The 15,649-nt window shown below is 48.3% G+C and carries 16 protein-coding genes; all 16 read right to left on the minus strand.

From position 1 onward, the window contains the following. Nucleotides 1-74: 74 nt before the first annotated feature. The 16 genes from OC538_RS08505 to OC538_RS08580 all read right to left on the minus strand — a co-directional run bounded on the left by OC538_RS08505 (nucleotide 75) and on the right by OC538_RS08580 (nucleotide 15,489). A complete protein-coding gene (locus tag OC538_RS08505; protein WP_262174358.1) occupies nucleotides 75-1,112 on the minus strand; it encodes an L-threonylcarbamoyladenylate synthase in 1,038 nt (345 codons plus the stop codon). Between the two features lie 60 nt (nucleotides 1,113-1,172). After that, entirely contained in the window at nucleotides 1,173-1,742 is a 570-nt protein-coding gene (locus OC538_RS08510; RefSeq protein WP_262174361.1) for a stage II sporulation protein R, read from the minus strand. Between the two features lie 43 nt (nucleotides 1,743-1,785). After that, entirely contained in the window at nucleotides 1,786-2,634 is an 849-nt protein-coding gene (prmC, locus tag OC538_RS08515) for a peptide chain release factor N(5)-glutamine methyltransferase (RefSeq protein WP_262174364.1), read from the minus strand. Continuing rightward, nucleotides 2,627-3,703, minus strand: coding sequence for a peptide chain release factor 1 (gene prfA / locus OC538_RS08520; RefSeq protein ID WP_262175235.1), 1,077 nt, complete (start codon nucleotides 3,701-3,703; stop codon nucleotides 2,627-2,629). The genes prmC and prfA overlap by 8 nt, the downstream gene beginning before the upstream one ends. 424 nt (nucleotides 3,704-4,127) lie before the next feature. Then, complete coding sequence (locus OC538_RS08525) at nucleotides 4,128-5,009, minus strand: IS3 family transposase (protein ID WP_262173614.1); 882 nt, start codon at nucleotides 5,007-5,009, stop codon at nucleotides 4,128-4,130. Then, entirely contained in the window at nucleotides 5,006-5,299 is a 294-nt protein-coding gene (locus OC538_RS08530) for a helix-turn-helix domain-containing protein (protein ID WP_262173613.1), read from the minus strand. The genes OC538_RS08525 and OC538_RS08530 overlap by 4 nt, the downstream gene beginning before the upstream one ends. A 209-nt stretch (nucleotides 5,300-5,508) precedes the next feature. Then, entirely contained in the window at nucleotides 5,509-6,450 is a 942-nt protein-coding gene (locus tag OC538_RS08535) for a nuclease-related domain-containing protein (protein WP_262174367.1), read from the minus strand. 208 nt (nucleotides 6,451-6,658) lie between these two features. Further along, entirely contained in the window at nucleotides 6,659-7,672 is a 1,014-nt protein-coding gene (locus OC538_RS08540) for a VanW family protein (RefSeq protein ID WP_262174370.1), read from the minus strand. 128 nt (nucleotides 7,673-7,800) lie between these two features. Next, nucleotides 7,801-8,403, minus strand: a complete 603-nt coding sequence (locus tag OC538_RS08545) for a thymidine kinase (protein WP_262174372.1) — start codon at nucleotides 8,401-8,403, stop codon at nucleotides 7,801-7,803. 283 nt (nucleotides 8,404-8,686) lie between these two features. Continuing rightward, nucleotides 8,687-8,902, minus strand: coding sequence for a 50S ribosomal protein L31 (gene rpmE / locus OC538_RS08550; RefSeq protein WP_251693521.1), 216 nt, complete (start codon nucleotides 8,900-8,902; stop codon nucleotides 8,687-8,689). A gap of 345 nt (nucleotides 8,903-9,247) precedes the next feature. After that, nucleotides 9,248-10,531 (minus strand): transcription termination factor Rho, encoded by a 1,284-nt coding sequence (rho, locus tag OC538_RS08555; RefSeq protein ID WP_251693520.1) that lies wholly within the window; start codon nucleotides 10,529-10,531, stop codon nucleotides 9,248-9,250. 254 nt (nucleotides 10,532-10,785) lie between these two features. After that, complete coding sequence (gene glpX / locus OC538_RS08560) at nucleotides 10,786-11,751, minus strand: class II fructose-bisphosphatase (protein ID WP_251693519.1); 966 nt, start codon at nucleotides 11,749-11,751, stop codon at nucleotides 10,786-10,788. Between the two features lie 189 nt (nucleotides 11,752-11,940). Beyond that, entirely contained in the window at nucleotides 11,941-13,218 is a 1,278-nt protein-coding gene (locus tag OC538_RS08565) for a UDP-N-acetylglucosamine 1-carboxyvinyltransferase (protein ID WP_251693518.1), read from the minus strand. A 20-nt stretch (nucleotides 13,219-13,238) separates the two neighbouring features. Next, nucleotides 13,239-13,886, minus strand: coding sequence for a fructose-6-phosphate aldolase (gene fsa / locus OC538_RS08570; RefSeq protein ID WP_262174375.1), 648 nt, complete (start codon nucleotides 13,884-13,886; stop codon nucleotides 13,239-13,241). A gap of 243 nt (nucleotides 13,887-14,129) precedes the next feature. After that, entirely contained in the window at nucleotides 14,130-14,987 is an 858-nt protein-coding gene (locus OC538_RS08575) for a class II fructose-bisphosphate aldolase (protein WP_262174376.1), read from the minus strand. Between the two features lie 136 nt (nucleotides 14,988-15,123). Then, complete coding sequence (locus OC538_RS08580; protein WP_285846872.1) at nucleotides 15,124-15,489, minus strand: response regulator; 366 nt, start codon at nucleotides 15,487-15,489, stop codon at nucleotides 15,124-15,126. Between the last annotated feature and the right edge of the window lie 160 nt (nucleotides 15,490-15,649).

Here is a 15,649-nt window from a genome sequence, read left to right on the forward strand (position 1 = left end):
ATGCGCGCGTTTAGGAGGTCATTCATGTCCTATATTCGTTGTTCACAGAAACTTAGTTGAAAACTGTTATTACATTATCCGTTGAACCGCTTTCCATCCGCCGCTTTCAGGAGGCGATTCATGACAGCTTGGCCGACTCCTTCATAATCCGTTTCCGCAGCGAGGATAAGATCGGCGTCCGTCAAATCGCATTGCCGGAGCGCTCCGTACAGATTCACTGCAATCGCCTCGTTGTTATTGAGCGGACCTACCGCGAAATACCAATCCGCATCCGCGATGTCGAACTCGTCGGGACCGATGACGGCAACCCGCTTCCCTTCGATGTGAAGTTGCTTGACCGCTTCCCTGATCGAAGTTTCATCAGGACGGATGACGTACAGCGGAGACTCCGGGGCGTAATGCATGTATTTCATGCCGGGTGCACGCGGCGCTTCCTCATCGGCGGCGCCCGGCGACTTGCCTTCAGCGTGAACGGGACCAATCACATCCTCGATCATCTCGCGTGTCACGCCGCCTGGCCGTAGAATTTCTGGTGGACTAGCGGTCATGTCGAGCACGGTCGATTCAACGCCGACACCGGTGCGGCCGCCGTCGACGATGAGCGGAATCCGTCCTTCGAGATCAGTAAGAACATGCCCTGCTTCCGTCGGGCTCGGTTTTCCGCTGCGATTCGCACTCGGCGCGGCAAGCGGACCGTTAAGCGTGCGCAGCAATTTAAGTGCTACTGGATGATCTGGCATCCGGATACCGACCGTGTCGAAGCCCGGTGTAACGTTTTCCGCGATCACACCGGGCCTCTTATGGAAGACGAGCGTCAGCGGGCCAGGCCAAAATGCGTCCATCAGCTTGCCTGCGATTTCCGGCACATTTACCGCATAGTTATCCACATCTATTTTATTGCCAATATGTACGATGAGCGGATTGTCGGACGGGCGCCCCTTCGCTTCGAAGATCCGCTGCACGGCAACCGCATCCGTCGCAAGCGCTCCGAGGCCATACACCGTTTCGGTCGGGAACGCGACAACGCCTCCACTTTTCAAAATATCCACAGCTTGTTGATAACTAACTGAGTTATCCATATCGTTATCCACTGAAACAATTTCAGTTTCCACGGTTTAAACCCCCATTTATACACAATTTCATCCACTTATCCACATTTCAAGTGGATAACTTTATTCAAACAACGATTTTATCCACTCCCAAATGAAGAAAGTGACCTTTTCATCGTCTGATTCTTCCACATCTTTGTCAGGAAAACAGACTCTCGGGAATAAAGAACACCACCAATTATCGCCGCGTCCACTGCCGATTTTTAAAATATACGCGTCATACGGAGCTTGAGGTGTGATAACCAAACCGGAACGCTTCGGCGGGAACAGGGCTGCCGTCCGTTCAAAGCTTACATCCTGTCCACCCGCCATCGATTGCGCGGTCTGTAGAACGGTCGCTTCTATCGCTTTCAGATTATCAGCAATTTCGGTTTTCGACTCTGCTTGCGAAATCGCTTGATTGATCATCGGCTCGATAACTAGCCGGATTTCTTCCTTCAAGTTCTGGTCTGCAGGCGCATTCGAATGCGCAAGGATCCGGAATCTGATCTCCTCTTCCTGTTCAGCCTGCCCTGTAAATAACAGCAACGCGGATTGGATGAGGAACAGCACGAGAATGAACTCGACTACCGCCATCACACGATCCATCCGCTTATTTGGTTTTAGATTCATAATTTCATAGTCTTGCAACATATCGATCCCCTCCTGACCACATTGTCGCCAGGGTTACGGGGTTTTATTCACCAATCTCGCAAAATATCATTCGATCTTTTCCGTTCACATCTTTTACAATAGAAACCCGCGCGTCCGGAAACGCCTTCTGGAACAATTCGCTCACTTGTGATCCCTGAAGATAGCCGATCTCGACACCGATGAGCGATCGATTTTCCATAAGCGGCGGCAATTCTTGCGCAAGCTTCTTATAAAAGAAAAGCCCGTCATCATCCGCGAAAAGTGCATTATGCGGCTCGAAATCGACCACAGTGCGCGACATCTCCTGCGACTCTTCGATGGCGATGTACGGGGGATTCGACAGGACGACATCCCATTTTTCCGTTTTTATCGGCTCCGTCAGATTGCCGATCCTGAAATCGATGTCGACTTCGTTCAGCTCCGAATTGCGCTTCGCGACTTTGAGAGCCGCTTCACTGATGTCCGTCGCCGTGACAAGCGCTTCCGGCCGTTCTTTTTTGTAGGCAATCGCGATCGCGCCGCTCCCTGTACCGATATCCGCCACGCGGCATTTTCCAGGAATCCTGCGGCTCCGTTCGAGTGCGCCGAGGACGAGCTCCTCCGTTTCAGGGCGCGGGATGAGCACATGTTCATTCACTTCGAACGACAGTCCGTAAAACTGTTCCGTGCCGATAATATGCTGGACGGGCTTGCCTGTAAGCAGGTCCTCGGTTTTATTCCAGAAAGCGGTTTGTTGTTCAGGCGTGAGCGGTTCTCGCAAGTCCGCGAGTAACGCGGCGCCGGATTTTTTTGTGACATGCTCCATAAGCAGCTGCGCGGCATGCGCGTCCAAGTCTTTTGAATCGAGAAGGGATTTCGCTTTATTTAAAGCTTTATATATTTGTTCAGTCATTCTGATCCAAGCTTTCCAACCGTCTTGCCTGGTCCTCGACGTTGAGTGCGTCAATCACTTCATCGAGCTTCCCTTCGATGATCTGGTCGAGCTTTTGGATCGTGAGCCCGATCCGATGATCCGTCACGCGGTTTTGCGGGAAGTTGTATGTGCGGATCCGTTCGGAACGGTCGCCCGTCCCGACAGCGGATTTCCGCTTTTCGTCGTATTCGGCTTGCGCTTCCTGCATGAATTTATCGTAAATGCGGGCGCGCAGGACTTTCATCGCCTTCTCCTTGTTTTTGATCTGCGATTTTTCATCCTGGCACGAGACGGTGATCCCTGTCGGTAAATGCGTCAGGCGGACGGCAGACATCGTCGTGTTGACCGATTGCCCGCCAGGTCCGGAAGATGCAAATGTGTCGGTGCGGATGTCCTTATCATGGATGTCGATTTCGACTTCCTCAGCTTCCGGCAGCACCGCGACAGTGGCGGTCGACGTATGGATCCGGCCGCCCGATTCTGTTTCCGGCACTCGCTGGACGCGATGCGCGCCGTTTTCATATTTCAGTTTGGAATACGCGCCATTCCCGTTGATCATGAAAATGATTTCCTTGAAGCCGCCAAGTTCCGTCGGCGAGGAATCCATCACTTCGACTTTCCAATGGTTCATTTCCGCGAACCGGCTGTACATCCTGTACAAGTTCCCCGCAAACAGCGCCGCTTCGTCGCCTCCCGCCGCCCCGCGGATTTCCATGATGACGTTCTTGTCATCGTTCGGATCTTTCGGGACAAGCAATAGCTTCAGTCGCTTTTCGAGCGCTTCGATCTGATCATCGAGCTCGTCGAGTTCCATTTTGACAAGTTCTTTCATTTCATCGTCCAAATGCTCTTCCAACATTTCCTTCGCATTGTCATACTGCTTTGTTGCGCTTTTATATTCGCGGTACGCATCGACGGTATCCTGTAAATCGGACTGTTCCTTCGAATACGTCCGCAGCTTAGTCATATCACTCACAATATCCGGATCACTCAACAATTCATTTAATCGCTCATATCGATCCTCAACGGCTTGAAGCCTTTCAAACATAGTCATTGCACCTCTTCGTCCTCAGTCTTTTGTATGTTTATTGTACGGGAATAAGGCGCTGAAATACAGTGATTTCTTTGAGGGGGTGGTATGATTTGGACGCGGGGCGGCTTGTTTTGGGCGCGCGGTGGATCGCTTTAGGCGCGGAGCGACTTGCTTTGGGCGCGAAGCGGCTTGCTTTAGGCGCACGGTGCATTGTGACTTACTACCTGTCAATAGGACACTTAATAAAACGCTCAGTAATTTTTGTTGCGCACATCTCATTTATTTACAAATATACCGGTTTGCGACTTGACATGGAGCCTCTGCAGGCATGATTCCCGAACCAGGATAACCAGCCGGTGACAGCTGGTTCTACCCGATGAGGCTATCATGCCTGCTGCTCCACGTAAAGTCGCCAGCCAGTGCCTTGCGTTCCTTCCGCTCAAGCAGCCTCAGTCAGCCGGTAAGCGATTGGACTCTTCTTTAATTTCAATTGCGGCCTCAATTCGTTATAATAGGTGATGTAATCGGTGACGGCTTTGATCATCTCCTTACGGGTCTCCGGAACGGAGAAGCCCGGCATCTCTGTCTTCAACTTGCCGAAGAAGCTTTCGATGCAGGCATTGTCCCAGCAGTTGCCTCTGCGGGACATCGATTGGATGATTTTCATTTCCTTCAACCGGTTCACGTATCTGGGACTTGTGAATTGAACACCTTGATCACTGTGTAGGATCGTGTTCTTTTTTACAAGTCCTTTTTCTTTTAGTTGATCAAGTGCTTTGAACACCAGCCCTGTCGTCATGTCCTCCCCGATACTGTAGGCAACGATTTCATTGTTGTACAGATCCGTGATGGCGCAGAGGAACAGGAAGTTCTCACGTGGCTTGACGACTTTCAGGTAGGTGATGTCGATGCAAAGTTTCTTTCCAGGTCTCTTCGCTTTGAAATTACGATTTAACAGGTTACCTACAATATGATGAATCTCCCCGGCTTTTCTCGGCTTTCTACGTTTCGTCTTCAAAGGAAGGTTATACATCCTCCGCATCCGTGAAATCTTCTTCACATTTACGACGTCACCATATTTTTCATAAAGCTCGATCTTGAACCTCTCATTTCCCAGATTTCCTCCGTGGGTGATATAGAGGGACAACATCTTGTTCAATAACGGCTTATCCCGTTCTTCCCGCGTCGGCCCCTTTTTACCGTCAAGAAGTTTATAGTAATGAGTACGGCTTAGATGATCGGTTATCTTGGTCAACATCGTGATTGAGAACTCATCCTTATGAGCTTCTACAAATTCAAAATCGGCTTGTGTCGCATTCACTCCTCTCTCAGCCGTATAAGCTTTTTTAAATACAAAACCTCTAATTTCAGACGTTCATTTTCCTCTTCGATGGATTCCTTCCTCTTTCTTCCTTTATTCATCAGGCCACGCCGATCCCTTAAGACGTCAAATGAATTGGCATCCCGCACTTTCTTGGACCACTCATAGATTCTTCTTCGGTTGGATATATCAAATCTCTCCATCAACTCTTTAACTGTATAGCCCTCAAAAAATAGTTCCACTACTTCCTTTTTCTCCTCAAACGTATACATCCTTGGCTTTGTTTCCATTTTAGCAACACTCCTATACTATTGATTATAAGTGTGCGCTTTATAGTTTGTCTTATTAGATGGTATTATCTCATTGCTTTGGGCGCGAAGCGGATTGCTTTAGGCGCACGGCAGATCGCTTTGGGCGCGCGGCGGCTTGCTTTAAGCGCGGAGCGAAAGATCAAGCATGACGCGATTTAAAAAATGCTTTTGACAAAGCGTTCGAGCAATCACCTTATGTAAAAAGCTGTCCTGCGTCTACCTTTCATGACAAGACCTGTCTTCTTCAAAATCCTTTTAGCAACATCTTGATTTTGAATACCCGAAAACGAACGGAATTGACGATTGGTAATACCGCTGTCCATTATATAGAACCAATCATCGATAAGAGGCAGATGACAATCAGCTGCCTGATAAGTACAGCCGTGACAACGCCATTTCTTCTGGAACCACTTCATTCCGTTTAGTTTGCATTCTGGACAAATCACACCTGGGATTATATCTTCCTTGGCTATGTTTAACGTCTTTGTCAAAGGAAATGGATTATATTCCTGGTGTGAATCCACAATATCGCGGGCAATATTTCTGATGTTATTTCTACTCAATATTTCATCAGTGGCTGCCATGTTATACAACCTGATCGGGATTTCATGAGTGAATAAAATATCAGTATTTATTTCTTCTTCGATAAACAATTCGTTCGTGTAGGCCAGTCCAATCATTCCTTTTATAGGAACATCCAGCCCTCTCTCCTTTGACCATCTGTCCATGAATATCATTTTTCGTTCAAGCTCGATGATAGGACTTTGAATAATTTTCCTTTCTCCTTTGATTTCCTGAATGAACTGCGTTGGGCTTGCTTTGACAGTGAGCTTTCCACCAAGATTTTTAATTTCGAAGATGATAATTTTGTCTGGCTGAATCAGCACTGAATCCATTTGAAAGTAAATTCCATTGTATAGAAGGCAAATATCATGGATTAAGCCGAATGGATAATTTGGTCGAAATTCATTTATATGTTTATCAAAATTCAATTCACCTCCGAATCCGGCTTTTCTTTTTCTGAGATCTTCCTCGATTTTTGAATATTGCTCGTGGTTGGTAGGCAGCCTGTTGATTAATGACTTTAAGCCTAGCAAGGATAACGGTTCGCTCCGTTTTTTCAGTAACATTTCATCACCTCAGAAGCATTGTATCAGTAATGAAATATTTCAAAATGAGAGGAAATTTGAATATCCACCGGATAACCAGTTTAAATTTCAATTTTGGAGCCGAAATCGCATTTAAAATATTTTTTTGAATTTGCTTCGACTACTATCATGAGCGCGGACACTCCCACTTTAAACGCGGGAACGCCCGCTTTGAGTGCCGCATGCCGCTTCACTTAAAAACGTCTATATATTTTTCCGCTGTCGTGATTTCAATCGTTAAAAAATCCTTGCCATAAATAGCTTTGATAAGGAATGGAGCGCCCGCGGTATTTCGGAATCTAAAGTCAAGGCCACCGTAGGAGACGGTTGCATCTCTGCCTTTCGGGACGTAGCCGATATCTAATGAATGATGGTGTCGTTCGATATATTTCACCGGAAGCTGATCGACGGCGTTGAATAGGGTTGAGGATGTTTGGCAGATTCCCCCGCCGATTCCCATGACGCGTTTTTTGTTGATGATCTCGGGGGCTGGCTGGTACCCGCTCGCTTCGTCTCGTGGTCCTACGACGGTGTTGAAGGAAAATTGATCTCCCTTGCCAACGATGATTTTATTAATCGCAGCAGCGGAGAGTTCTATGTTTTTATTCCTGCCTGCGTCCGTCGGGTTGAAGTAGGTCGTATATGAAGCGATTGCAACTTCCTCCAAATGAGGGATGTCTTCGGAATCGTAGCCACTCTCCAATACGTCGATCGGCAGTTCAATCGTCCCCCCTGAAGCCGACGCTTCCATTATCCGCTCCACTAATACGCTTTCACGCAATAGGATTAGCGGGTTGCCTTTGATGAGATTGCCATGTTCGTCCAATCTGTCGAGCACCATCCGTTGGTCGTATCCAGCTTTTCCATCGATTCCGCGCGCGAGCTCTTTTGCAAATTGCTCAATTTTCACTATGTACGCTGCGATGTCCATTTCATAGCCTAGATCGATTGGGGTTAATGTGTGGATCAGTTTATTGGACGTCGGGTCAATGATGTTGATAACTGGGATCGGCGCCGGTATGATTTTCGTTTGGCCAACCGGTTGCTTCGTCGATTCTGTTTGCTTTGGGGGTTCTTGTTGTTCTGTAGGTTTAGCTGCGGGTGTTTCCGCACTATCTGTCTGTTGTTCGGACGCCGACTGTTGTTGACAGCCGAGCATTCCGACTGAGCATAAGAGAACAAGGAGAACAAGCCATTTTTTCATTTCATCCACCTCCTGTATTACTAGTGTTGCCATTAGCCATAGTATTCAACGGAAGTGGATAGTGTGTTGGTATTATTCCTGTGCATAAAAAAAACAGCACGGAGCTTGTCCATGCTGTCTGTTCGGTATTAGTTAACTGCCACGTTGGCGGTTACGCCGTTTGGGACTTCGTGGTGCATGCGGCATCTTGCTTCGTATGCTTCGGATGCGCCGACGAGGATGATCGGATCGTCGTAGCCGGCGGGTTTTCCGTTAATGAGACGTTGTGTACGGCTGGCGGGCGATCCGCAGACGGTGCAGACGGCTTGCAGTTTTGTGACGTTTTCCGCTACGGCCATAAGCTGCGGCATCGGCCCGAATGGCTCACCGCGAAAATCTTGGTCAAGTCCTGCGACGATGACGCGGAATCCGCGATCCGCTAATTCCATAACTACATCGACGATGCCCTCATCGAAAAATTGAGCTTCATCAATGGCAATGATATCGTAAGCGTCTTTCACGAATTGCTCAATCTGAGTCGATTCGGCAACGGGTGTAGCAATCACTGTCGTTCCGTTATGACTGACGACCGCTTCCTCGCTGTATCGATCGTCGATTTCCGGCTTGAACACCGCGATTTTCTGTTTCGCAAATTGTGCGCGGCGCACACGTCGGATCAATTCCTCCGATTTCCCTGAAAACATACTGCCACAAATCACTTCTATCCAGCCGCCTTGCATTGTTACGTACATGTTGGTTCCCCTTTCAATAATCGCTCTATGTAAATGTGTTTTTTTCATTGTTGGAATGTCTATCATACATCAAAAAACCGTGGAAAGGACGTCTTTTATTTCATGTCAGGATATGTTATGGAAGGATGTATTGGACGCGGAGCACACCGCTTTGGACGCAGTATGCTTCAGTTGTCGCGCCGAATTGGTTTTTACAAATAAAGGGGTTAATTTAAAATGATTTCTATTTGTTTTATTCCCAAATTGAAAACCCGCCAAACAATGTTGGCGGGTTGGAAGGTTCTTATTCTTGTCCTTCTTCTTTGAAGCCGTACTTCTTGTTGAAGCGGTCGATACGTCCGTCCGCAGAAGCGAATTTTTGGCGTCCAGTGTAGAATGGGTGGCATTCCGAGCAAACTTCTACGCGGATTTCCTCTTTTACAGATCCTGTTTCGAATGTGTTTCCACATGAACAAGTAACTTTTGCAAGTTTGTAGTTAGGATGAATTCCTGCTCTCATCGGTCTCTCTCCTCTCGCCCTGAACCATCTGGAACAGAGTATTATTGTAAGGTATTGCATAAGACTGATGCCTTACACGGTCCGTATATGTCAACCGCATATGCAGCAGATGGTCATGAACCATACTCAAGAATTATAACAAATCTGTACTGTATGTGCAACAGTTTTATTTCGAGTGTTTACCGTAATTTTCCGCTACAGGCGGACGCTTTCCGCGGGCACGGCTTCAGCCGCTTCCCTCGCTTCGCTCAGTCCAGGGTTTTCAGCTCGCGCTGTTCCCGCAGGAGTGGCCGCCTTCCACTCTAATCAACTTGCGTTCGCTTAAATATAGTAATTATAGAACAATTACAGTAGTCCCTTCCCATTGCGATGAGCTTTCATTTCTTCATTGAGCTTGTCGAAGAATTCCTCGTTGGATTTCGACTGGCGCAGTTTTTTCAGGAAGCGTTCTGCGAAGTCGTGAGCGTCCGAAAATGTTTTTCGGATTGCCCAAAGTTTTTCCAACTGGTCGCTCGGGAGAAGAAGTTCCTCTTTCCGAGTTCCGGAGCGTCGGATGTCGAGTGCAGGGAAAATACGACGTTCTGCGAGGCTGCGGTCGAGATGCAGCTCCATATTGCCGGTCCCTTTAAATTCCTCATAGATGACTTCATCCATACGCGAGCCTGTGTCGATCAGAGCGGTTGCCAGAATCGTCAAGCTGCCGCCTTCCTCAAGGTTCCTTGCCGCACCGAAGAACCGCTTCGGACGGTGGAATGCAGCTGGATCGATACCGCCTGACAGTGTACGGCCGCTTGGCGGGATGACAAGGTTATAGGCACGAGCAAGTCTCGTGATGGAATCCATGAGAATGACAACGTCGCGTTTATGTTCAACTAAGCGCATCGCTCGCTCCAACACGAGTTCAGCGACTTTCACATGGTTTTCCGGTACTTCGTCGAATGTCGAGCTGACGACGTCGGCATTGACGGAACGTTCGATGTCCGTCACTTCCTCAGGACGCTCGTCGATTAGGAGGACGATCAGTTCCGCTTCGGGATGATTTGTTGTGATCGCATTGGCGATTTCCTTCAATAGCATTGTTTTACCCGCTTTCGGCGGCGCGACGATAAGTCCACGTTGACCGAATCCGACTGGCGACACCAGGTCCATAATGCGGGTCGACAGTTTCTGCGGTACTGTTTCGAGTTTAATATGACGGTCCGGGTAAAGCGGCGTGAGTCCCGGGAAGTGGACGCGTTCCCGTGCAACTTCCGGGTTTTCGCCGTTGACGGCTTCCACTTGCAAGAGGCCGTAGTAGCGTTCGTTCTCTTTCGGCGGGCGCACCTTCCCAGTCACCTTGTCCCCGTTCCGTAGATCGAATCGTCTGATTTGGGAAGCAGAGATGTAGATGTCTTCAGAGCTCGGCGAGTAGTTGATTGGGCGGAGGAATCCGTATCCTTCCGATTGGATGATTTCAAGTACGCCTTCCATGAAGAAGAAACCTTCCTGTTCGGCACGAGTTTTCAGGATGGCGAAGATCAGTTCTTTTTTTGTCAGTTTGCTGTAATAGGAGATTTTGAATTCCTTTGCAAGCTCATATAACTCTTTCAGTGTCATATTTTCCAAGCTGGCGATTGTTAGAATTGACATAGTATCGTAAACTCCACTCTTTATTTGATTTTCGTTTGTTAGGGTTTGTTTTCAATCGGGTAGGTGAATCGGACAATAGAAGGATGCCCGGCGGATTGCCGGGCGCTGAGGCTTGCTATTATTAATTCATTAACGTCTAGACTCCGGGTGGCAGACACTCGGGTCATAAGCCAAAGCTGCTATGTGGCAAAAGGCGCCACTTCGCATCTTCGTCTTATGCCTGTCGTGTCTAACCGCCACCCTTCGCTTTTGTCTTAGTCTTCCATCACTAAGTTCGGTTTTTTCTTCAAGCTGTGGCGTCCTTCTACGAAACGGATTGTTCCGGATTTGGAGCGCATGACGAGTGAGTGGGTTTCGCTGTAGCCGCCTTTGAATTGGACGCCGCGCAGCAGTTCGCCGTCTGTCACTCCGGTTGCAGCGAAGATGGCGTCGTCGCCTTTTACAAGGTCATCCATATAGAGGACTTTGGAGACGTCAATTCCCATTTTTTCGCAGCGCAGGCGCTCTTCTTCATTTGAAGGGACGAGACGGCCTTGGATTTCCCCGCCGAGGCATTTGAGTCCGACTGCGGCGATGACGCCTTCAGGAGCTCCGCCGATACCGAACATAATATCAACACCTGTGTCATCGAATGCTGTATTAATAGCACCCGCCACGTCTCCATCGTCGATAAGTTTGATACGCGCGCCGGTTGCTCTGATTTCTTCAATTATTTTAGAATGGCGTTCACGGTTCAGGACAGTTGCCACAACTTCATCGATTGATTTGTTTTTCGCTTTGGCGACAGCATGCAGGTTATCCGTGACGGATGCGTCGATGTTGATTTTGCCAACCGCTTCAGGTCCGACTGCGATTTTATTCATGTACATGTCAGGTGCGTTGAGGAGGTTCCCTTTGTCCGCAATTGCGATGACCGCGAGTGCATTCCAGCCTCCTGATGCGACGATGTTCGTACCTTCCACCGGATCTACTGCAACGTCCACTTCCGGACCTTGGCCCGTTCCGAGCTCTTCTCCGATATAAAGCATCGGCGCTTCATCCATTTCGCCTTCGCCGATAACGACGACCCCTTGCATCGGGATCGTATCGAACACAGTACGCATAGCTTCCGTCGCAGCGTCATCCGCTTCGTTTTTCAAACCGCGCCCCATCCAGCGAGCAGCCGATACAGCCGCTGCCTCTGTTACACGTACTAATTCCATCGATAAACTGCGTTCCATTATGATTGTTCCTCCCGTTTAGCGCATTTCAATATATAGTCTCAAATAAACGCTTTTCATTGTCTAGCTTCAGGCGCTAGACGGGTGCCTTAATTTCTGCAAAAACAGCAGAAATACGGCAAATCGAACCCTTCGCAGTCCGATTCGCTGTAAGTTTCGTTACTAGTATAACATAAGCAACGTTTCACATTAATCAGTGATGGTCGCTTTTTCAGGTACCGTCTCTTTTCGGATATCCGCCCCAATGCCGCGGAGTTTCTCGATAAGATCACTGTAGCCACGTTCGATATGTTGAATCTCCTGGATTTCGGTTTCGCCGTCAGCAAGCAGTCCCGCGATGACGAGAGCCGCCCCTGCGCGCAGGTCTGATGCACGGACGGTCGCCGCTTGTAGTGGCGTAGGACCTGATAGAATGACAGATTGCCCTTCCACTTTTCCGTCGGCATTCATCCGCCGTAGTTCGTCTATTTGCTTGAAACGCGCGGAATAGATCGTGTCTGAAATGACGGAGGAGCCGTTCGCCTGCGTCAATAGTACGGAAAATGGCTGTTGAAGATCTGTCGGGAATCCAGGGTAGACGAGTGTCTTTACGTCCACCGCCAGCAGATTCTCCGATTTCGGAATGAAAATATGCTCTTCCCTTTCTTCTATCTTAACGCCCATCTCACGCAGTTTTGCGGTCAACGCTTCGACGTGGAAAGGGATGACGTTGTCGATTGTAACGCCATCTCCGACTGCCGCCGCCATGATCATGAACGTGCCTGCCTCGATCCTGTCCGGAATGATCGTATGCTTCGTTCCATGCAGCCGATCGACTCCTTCGATACGTATGACATTCGTTCCAGCACCTTTGATGTTTGCCCCCATATTCGAAAGCAATGTGGCGACGTCGATAATTTCGGGTTCTTTCGCTGCGTTTTCAATGATTGTCCGCCCTTTGGCACGGACCGCCGCAAGCATGATGTTAATTGTCGCGCCGACAGAAACGACGTCCAGATAGATTTTGGCACCGCGTAATTCATCGGCCCGCAAATAGATGGCGCCGTGTTCGTTCGTCACTTTTGCGCCTAATGCTTCAAAGCCCTTGATGTGCTGATCAATCGGACGGGGACCAAGATGGCAGCCGCCCGGGAGTCCTATAGCCGCATGCTTGAATCGACCAAGCATGGCGCCCATCATGTAATACGATGCTCTCAGTTTTTTCACATTGCCGTTCGGAAGTGGCATAGCGACCATTTCCGACGGATCGATCGTCATCTTACCTGACTCGAATTCGACTTTCCCGCCAATGTCTTCAAGTAATGCTTGTAGAGTGAGGACATCTGAGATTTCCGGAAGTCCGTCGATCGTGACAGGCGAATCTGCCAAGATGGAAGCCGGGATTAACGCAACGGCACTGTTTTTCGCACCGCTTACTTTTATCGTTCCACGTAGAGGATTGCCGCCTCTGATTTTATAAACGTCCATGTCAGTCTCCTTTAGGCGTTTCACTTGTTCTTTCTTGATTCCCAATCTTCGAGGAATTGCTGGATGCCTTTGTCGGTTAACGGATGGTTGAATAATTGCTTGAGCACGTTGAATGGCGTCGTCGAGATATGCGCTCCTGCAAGCGCCGCGTCTGTAATATGCTGCGGGCTGCGAATGGACGCTGCGATGATTTGCGTATCCATGTCATGAATTGTGAAGATGTCCGCGATTGTGCTGATCAGTTGGATTCCTTCTTGACCGATATCATCAAGTCTGCCGAGGAATGGGGAAACATATGTGGCTCCAGCGCGTGCAGCAAGCAATGCTTGGTTGGCACTGAAAATGAGGGTCACGTTTGTTTTGATGCCTTCTTGAGCGAATACAGAGCACGCTTTCAGACCTTCCGGCGTCATTGGTAGCTTCACTGTGATGTTCGGCGCGATTTTCGCAAGCTCGCGTCCTTCTTCAATCATTCCTTCCGCGTCGAGTGCAATGACTTCAGCGCTGACTGAACCGGGTACGAGTGCTGTGATTTCGCGCAGGCGGTCGTGGAATGAAATATTTTCTTTCGCAACTAAAGATGGGTTTGTTGTTACACCGGAGATGATTCCCCAGCTATGTGCTTCTTTGATTTCTTCGAAGTTTGCCGTATCGATGAAAAATTTCATGTGTATAGTTCCTCCTCTTATGAATGGAAAAGAAGGAGAATGCATCTTGGTTTTCGATGCTTCTCCTATTTACTACTAAGATTTCAGCTACAGGCGGACGCTTTCCGTGGGCGAGCGGTGAGTCTCCTCACTACGCTTCGCTTCGTTGCGGGGTCTCCCCTGTCTCTCTTTCCCACAGGAGTCGCCGCCTCCCGCTTCAATCAATATACTCTCACATCTTCTTATAAATCTAACTATTATTAATTATGCTTTTCCTGAGCTGCCGAATTCACGCATTTTGCTGATGACTGATTTTTTGATAGCGTCGCGCATTGGTGCCAAGTATTTACGTGGATCGTAGACGTCCTGGTCTGCGTTCAATGTTTCGCGGACGGCTTTCGTACCTTCGATTTGATTTTCGGTATTGACGTTGATCTTTGCAGTTCCAAGTGAGATGGCGCGTTGGATATCCTTTGTCGGGATGCCCGTTCCGCCATGGAGGACGAGTGGAAGGTCTGACTGGCTTGAGATTTCTTCCATTTCCTTGAATCCTAGGTTCGGCTCGCCTTTGTAAGGGCCGTGAACCGATCCAAGGGCCGGTGCCAAGCAGTCGATATCCGTGTTGTCGACAAGCTCCTTGCATTCTGCCGGGTCCGCGTAAATGACTCCGTCAGCGATGACGTCGTCTTCCTGCCCGCCGACTACGCCGAGTTCAGCTTCAACGGATACACCTTTTGAATGGGCGTATTCCACAACTTCTTTCGTGATTTCAATGTTTTCTGCAAGAGGTTTGGAAGATGCGTCGATCATGACGGATGTGAAGCCCGCGTCAATCGCCTCTTTACATTTTTCGAAACTGGATCCGTGGTCCAGATGGATAGCGACAGGTACGGTGATGTTGTAATCATGCATCAACCCTTTTACCATGTTGACGACTGTTGTAAACCCGCCCATATAGCGTGCTGCACCTTCGGAAACACCGAGTATCACCGGTGAATTCTCTTCTTGCGCTGCTTGCAGGATCGCTTGCGTGTATTCAAGGTTGTTCAAGTTGAACTGACCGATTGCATATCCTTCTTTTTTTCCTTTGATCATCATTTCTTTCATTGAAACAAGTGCCATTGCATTAGCCTCCTCGGATCGTCGAGATGAATTTATTGTTTGAATCGATATTTACCTCTTTTATCATAACAAAAACAGACAGTATTTACTACTGTCTGGGTTGTGGCAGCGGCGCGTCATCGTTTCCGTATTTTTATTATTCTCCACGATGTAAAATTTCTTTGACCGCGTCTCTCACTTCATAAATGTTGAATGGTTTCGTAAAGTACTTCTCTGCCCCGTTTTTAATTGCCTCTTCCGTCAGTTCCACTTCCCCATAGGCTGTCATCATGATGACAGGAATCTGGGGCCAGTCTTTCTTCAGCCTTTTAAGCACTTCCACTCCGTCGATACCCGGCATTTTCATGTCCAGTAAAACACAATCGGGTTCTTTCTCAGTAATCAATTGGAGAGCTTCAGCGCCATTTGCGGCCAACCTCGCTTCAAACCCCTCTTTAGTGAATACCTCATTTAATAAAAGTCGTATTCCGGCTTGATCATCGACGATTAGCAAACTCTTCAAAAGGCCCACCCCTTTTTATATTTATTGACCCAATAGTTATCAATTTGACAAAAAGTCTGAAAACCCTCTTTTTTTTAATTATTATTGCAAAATTGTTTTAATTCGAGAGACCGTACTGGAAAACTTGGTTTTATTCCCGGGAGAAAATATAATGGGAAAC

Source organism: Saccharococcus sp. Marseille-Q5394 (assembly GCF_946901335.1).
Taxonomy (GTDB): domain Bacteria; phylum Bacillota; class Bacilli; order Bacillales_A; family Planococcaceae; genus Sporosarcina; species Sporosarcina luteola_C.

Excerpts from the sequence above, each read along its gene's own strand:
- OC538_RS08510 (WP_262174361.1), bottom strand. The coding sequence starts at position 1,742 with ATGTTGCAAGACTATGAAATTATGAATCTAAAACCAAATAAGCGGATG.
- prmC (WP_262174364.1), bottom strand. The coding sequence starts at position 2,634 with ATGACTGAACAAATATATAAAGCTTTAAATAAAGCGAAATCCCTTCTC.
- prfA (WP_262175235.1), bottom strand. The coding sequence starts at position 3,703 with ATGTTTGAAAGGCTTCAAGCCGTTGAGGATCGATATGAGCGATTAAAT.
- OC538_RS08530 (WP_262173613.1), bottom strand. The coding sequence starts at position 5,299 with ATGGAAACAAAGCCAAGGATGTATACGTTTGAGGAGAAAAAGGAAGTA.
- OC538_RS08535 (WP_262174367.1), bottom strand. The coding sequence starts at position 6,450 with ATGTTACTGAAAAAACGGAGCGAACCGTTATCCTTGCTAGGCTTAAAG.
- OC538_RS08540 (WP_262174370.1), bottom strand. The coding sequence starts at position 7,672 with ATGAAAAAATGGCTTGTTCTCCTTGTTCTCTTATGCTCAGTCGGAATG.
- OC538_RS08545 (WP_262174372.1), bottom strand. The coding sequence starts at position 8,403 with ATGTACGTAACAATGCAAGGCGGCTGGATAGAAGTGATTTGTGGCAGT.
- rpmE (WP_251693521.1), bottom strand. The coding sequence starts at position 8,902 with ATGAGAGCAGGAATTCATCCTAACTACAAACTTGCAAAAGTTACTTGT.
- rho (WP_251693520.1), bottom strand. The coding sequence starts at position 10,531 with ATGTCAATTCTAACAATCGCCAGCTTGGAAAATATGACACTGAAAGAG.
- glpX (WP_251693519.1), bottom strand. The coding sequence starts at position 11,751 with ATGGAACGCAGTTTATCGATGGAATTAGTACGTGTAACAGAGGCAGCG.
- OC538_RS08565 (WP_251693518.1), bottom strand. The coding sequence starts at position 13,218 with ATGGACGTTTATAAAATCAGAGGCGGCAATCCTCTACGTGGAACGATA.
- fsa (WP_262174375.1), bottom strand. The coding sequence starts at position 13,886 with ATGAAATTTTTCATCGATACGGCAAACTTCGAAGAAATCAAAGAAGCA.
- OC538_RS08575 (WP_262174376.1), bottom strand. The coding sequence starts at position 14,987 with ATGGCACTTGTTTCAATGAAAGAAATGATGATCAAAGGAAAAAAAGAA.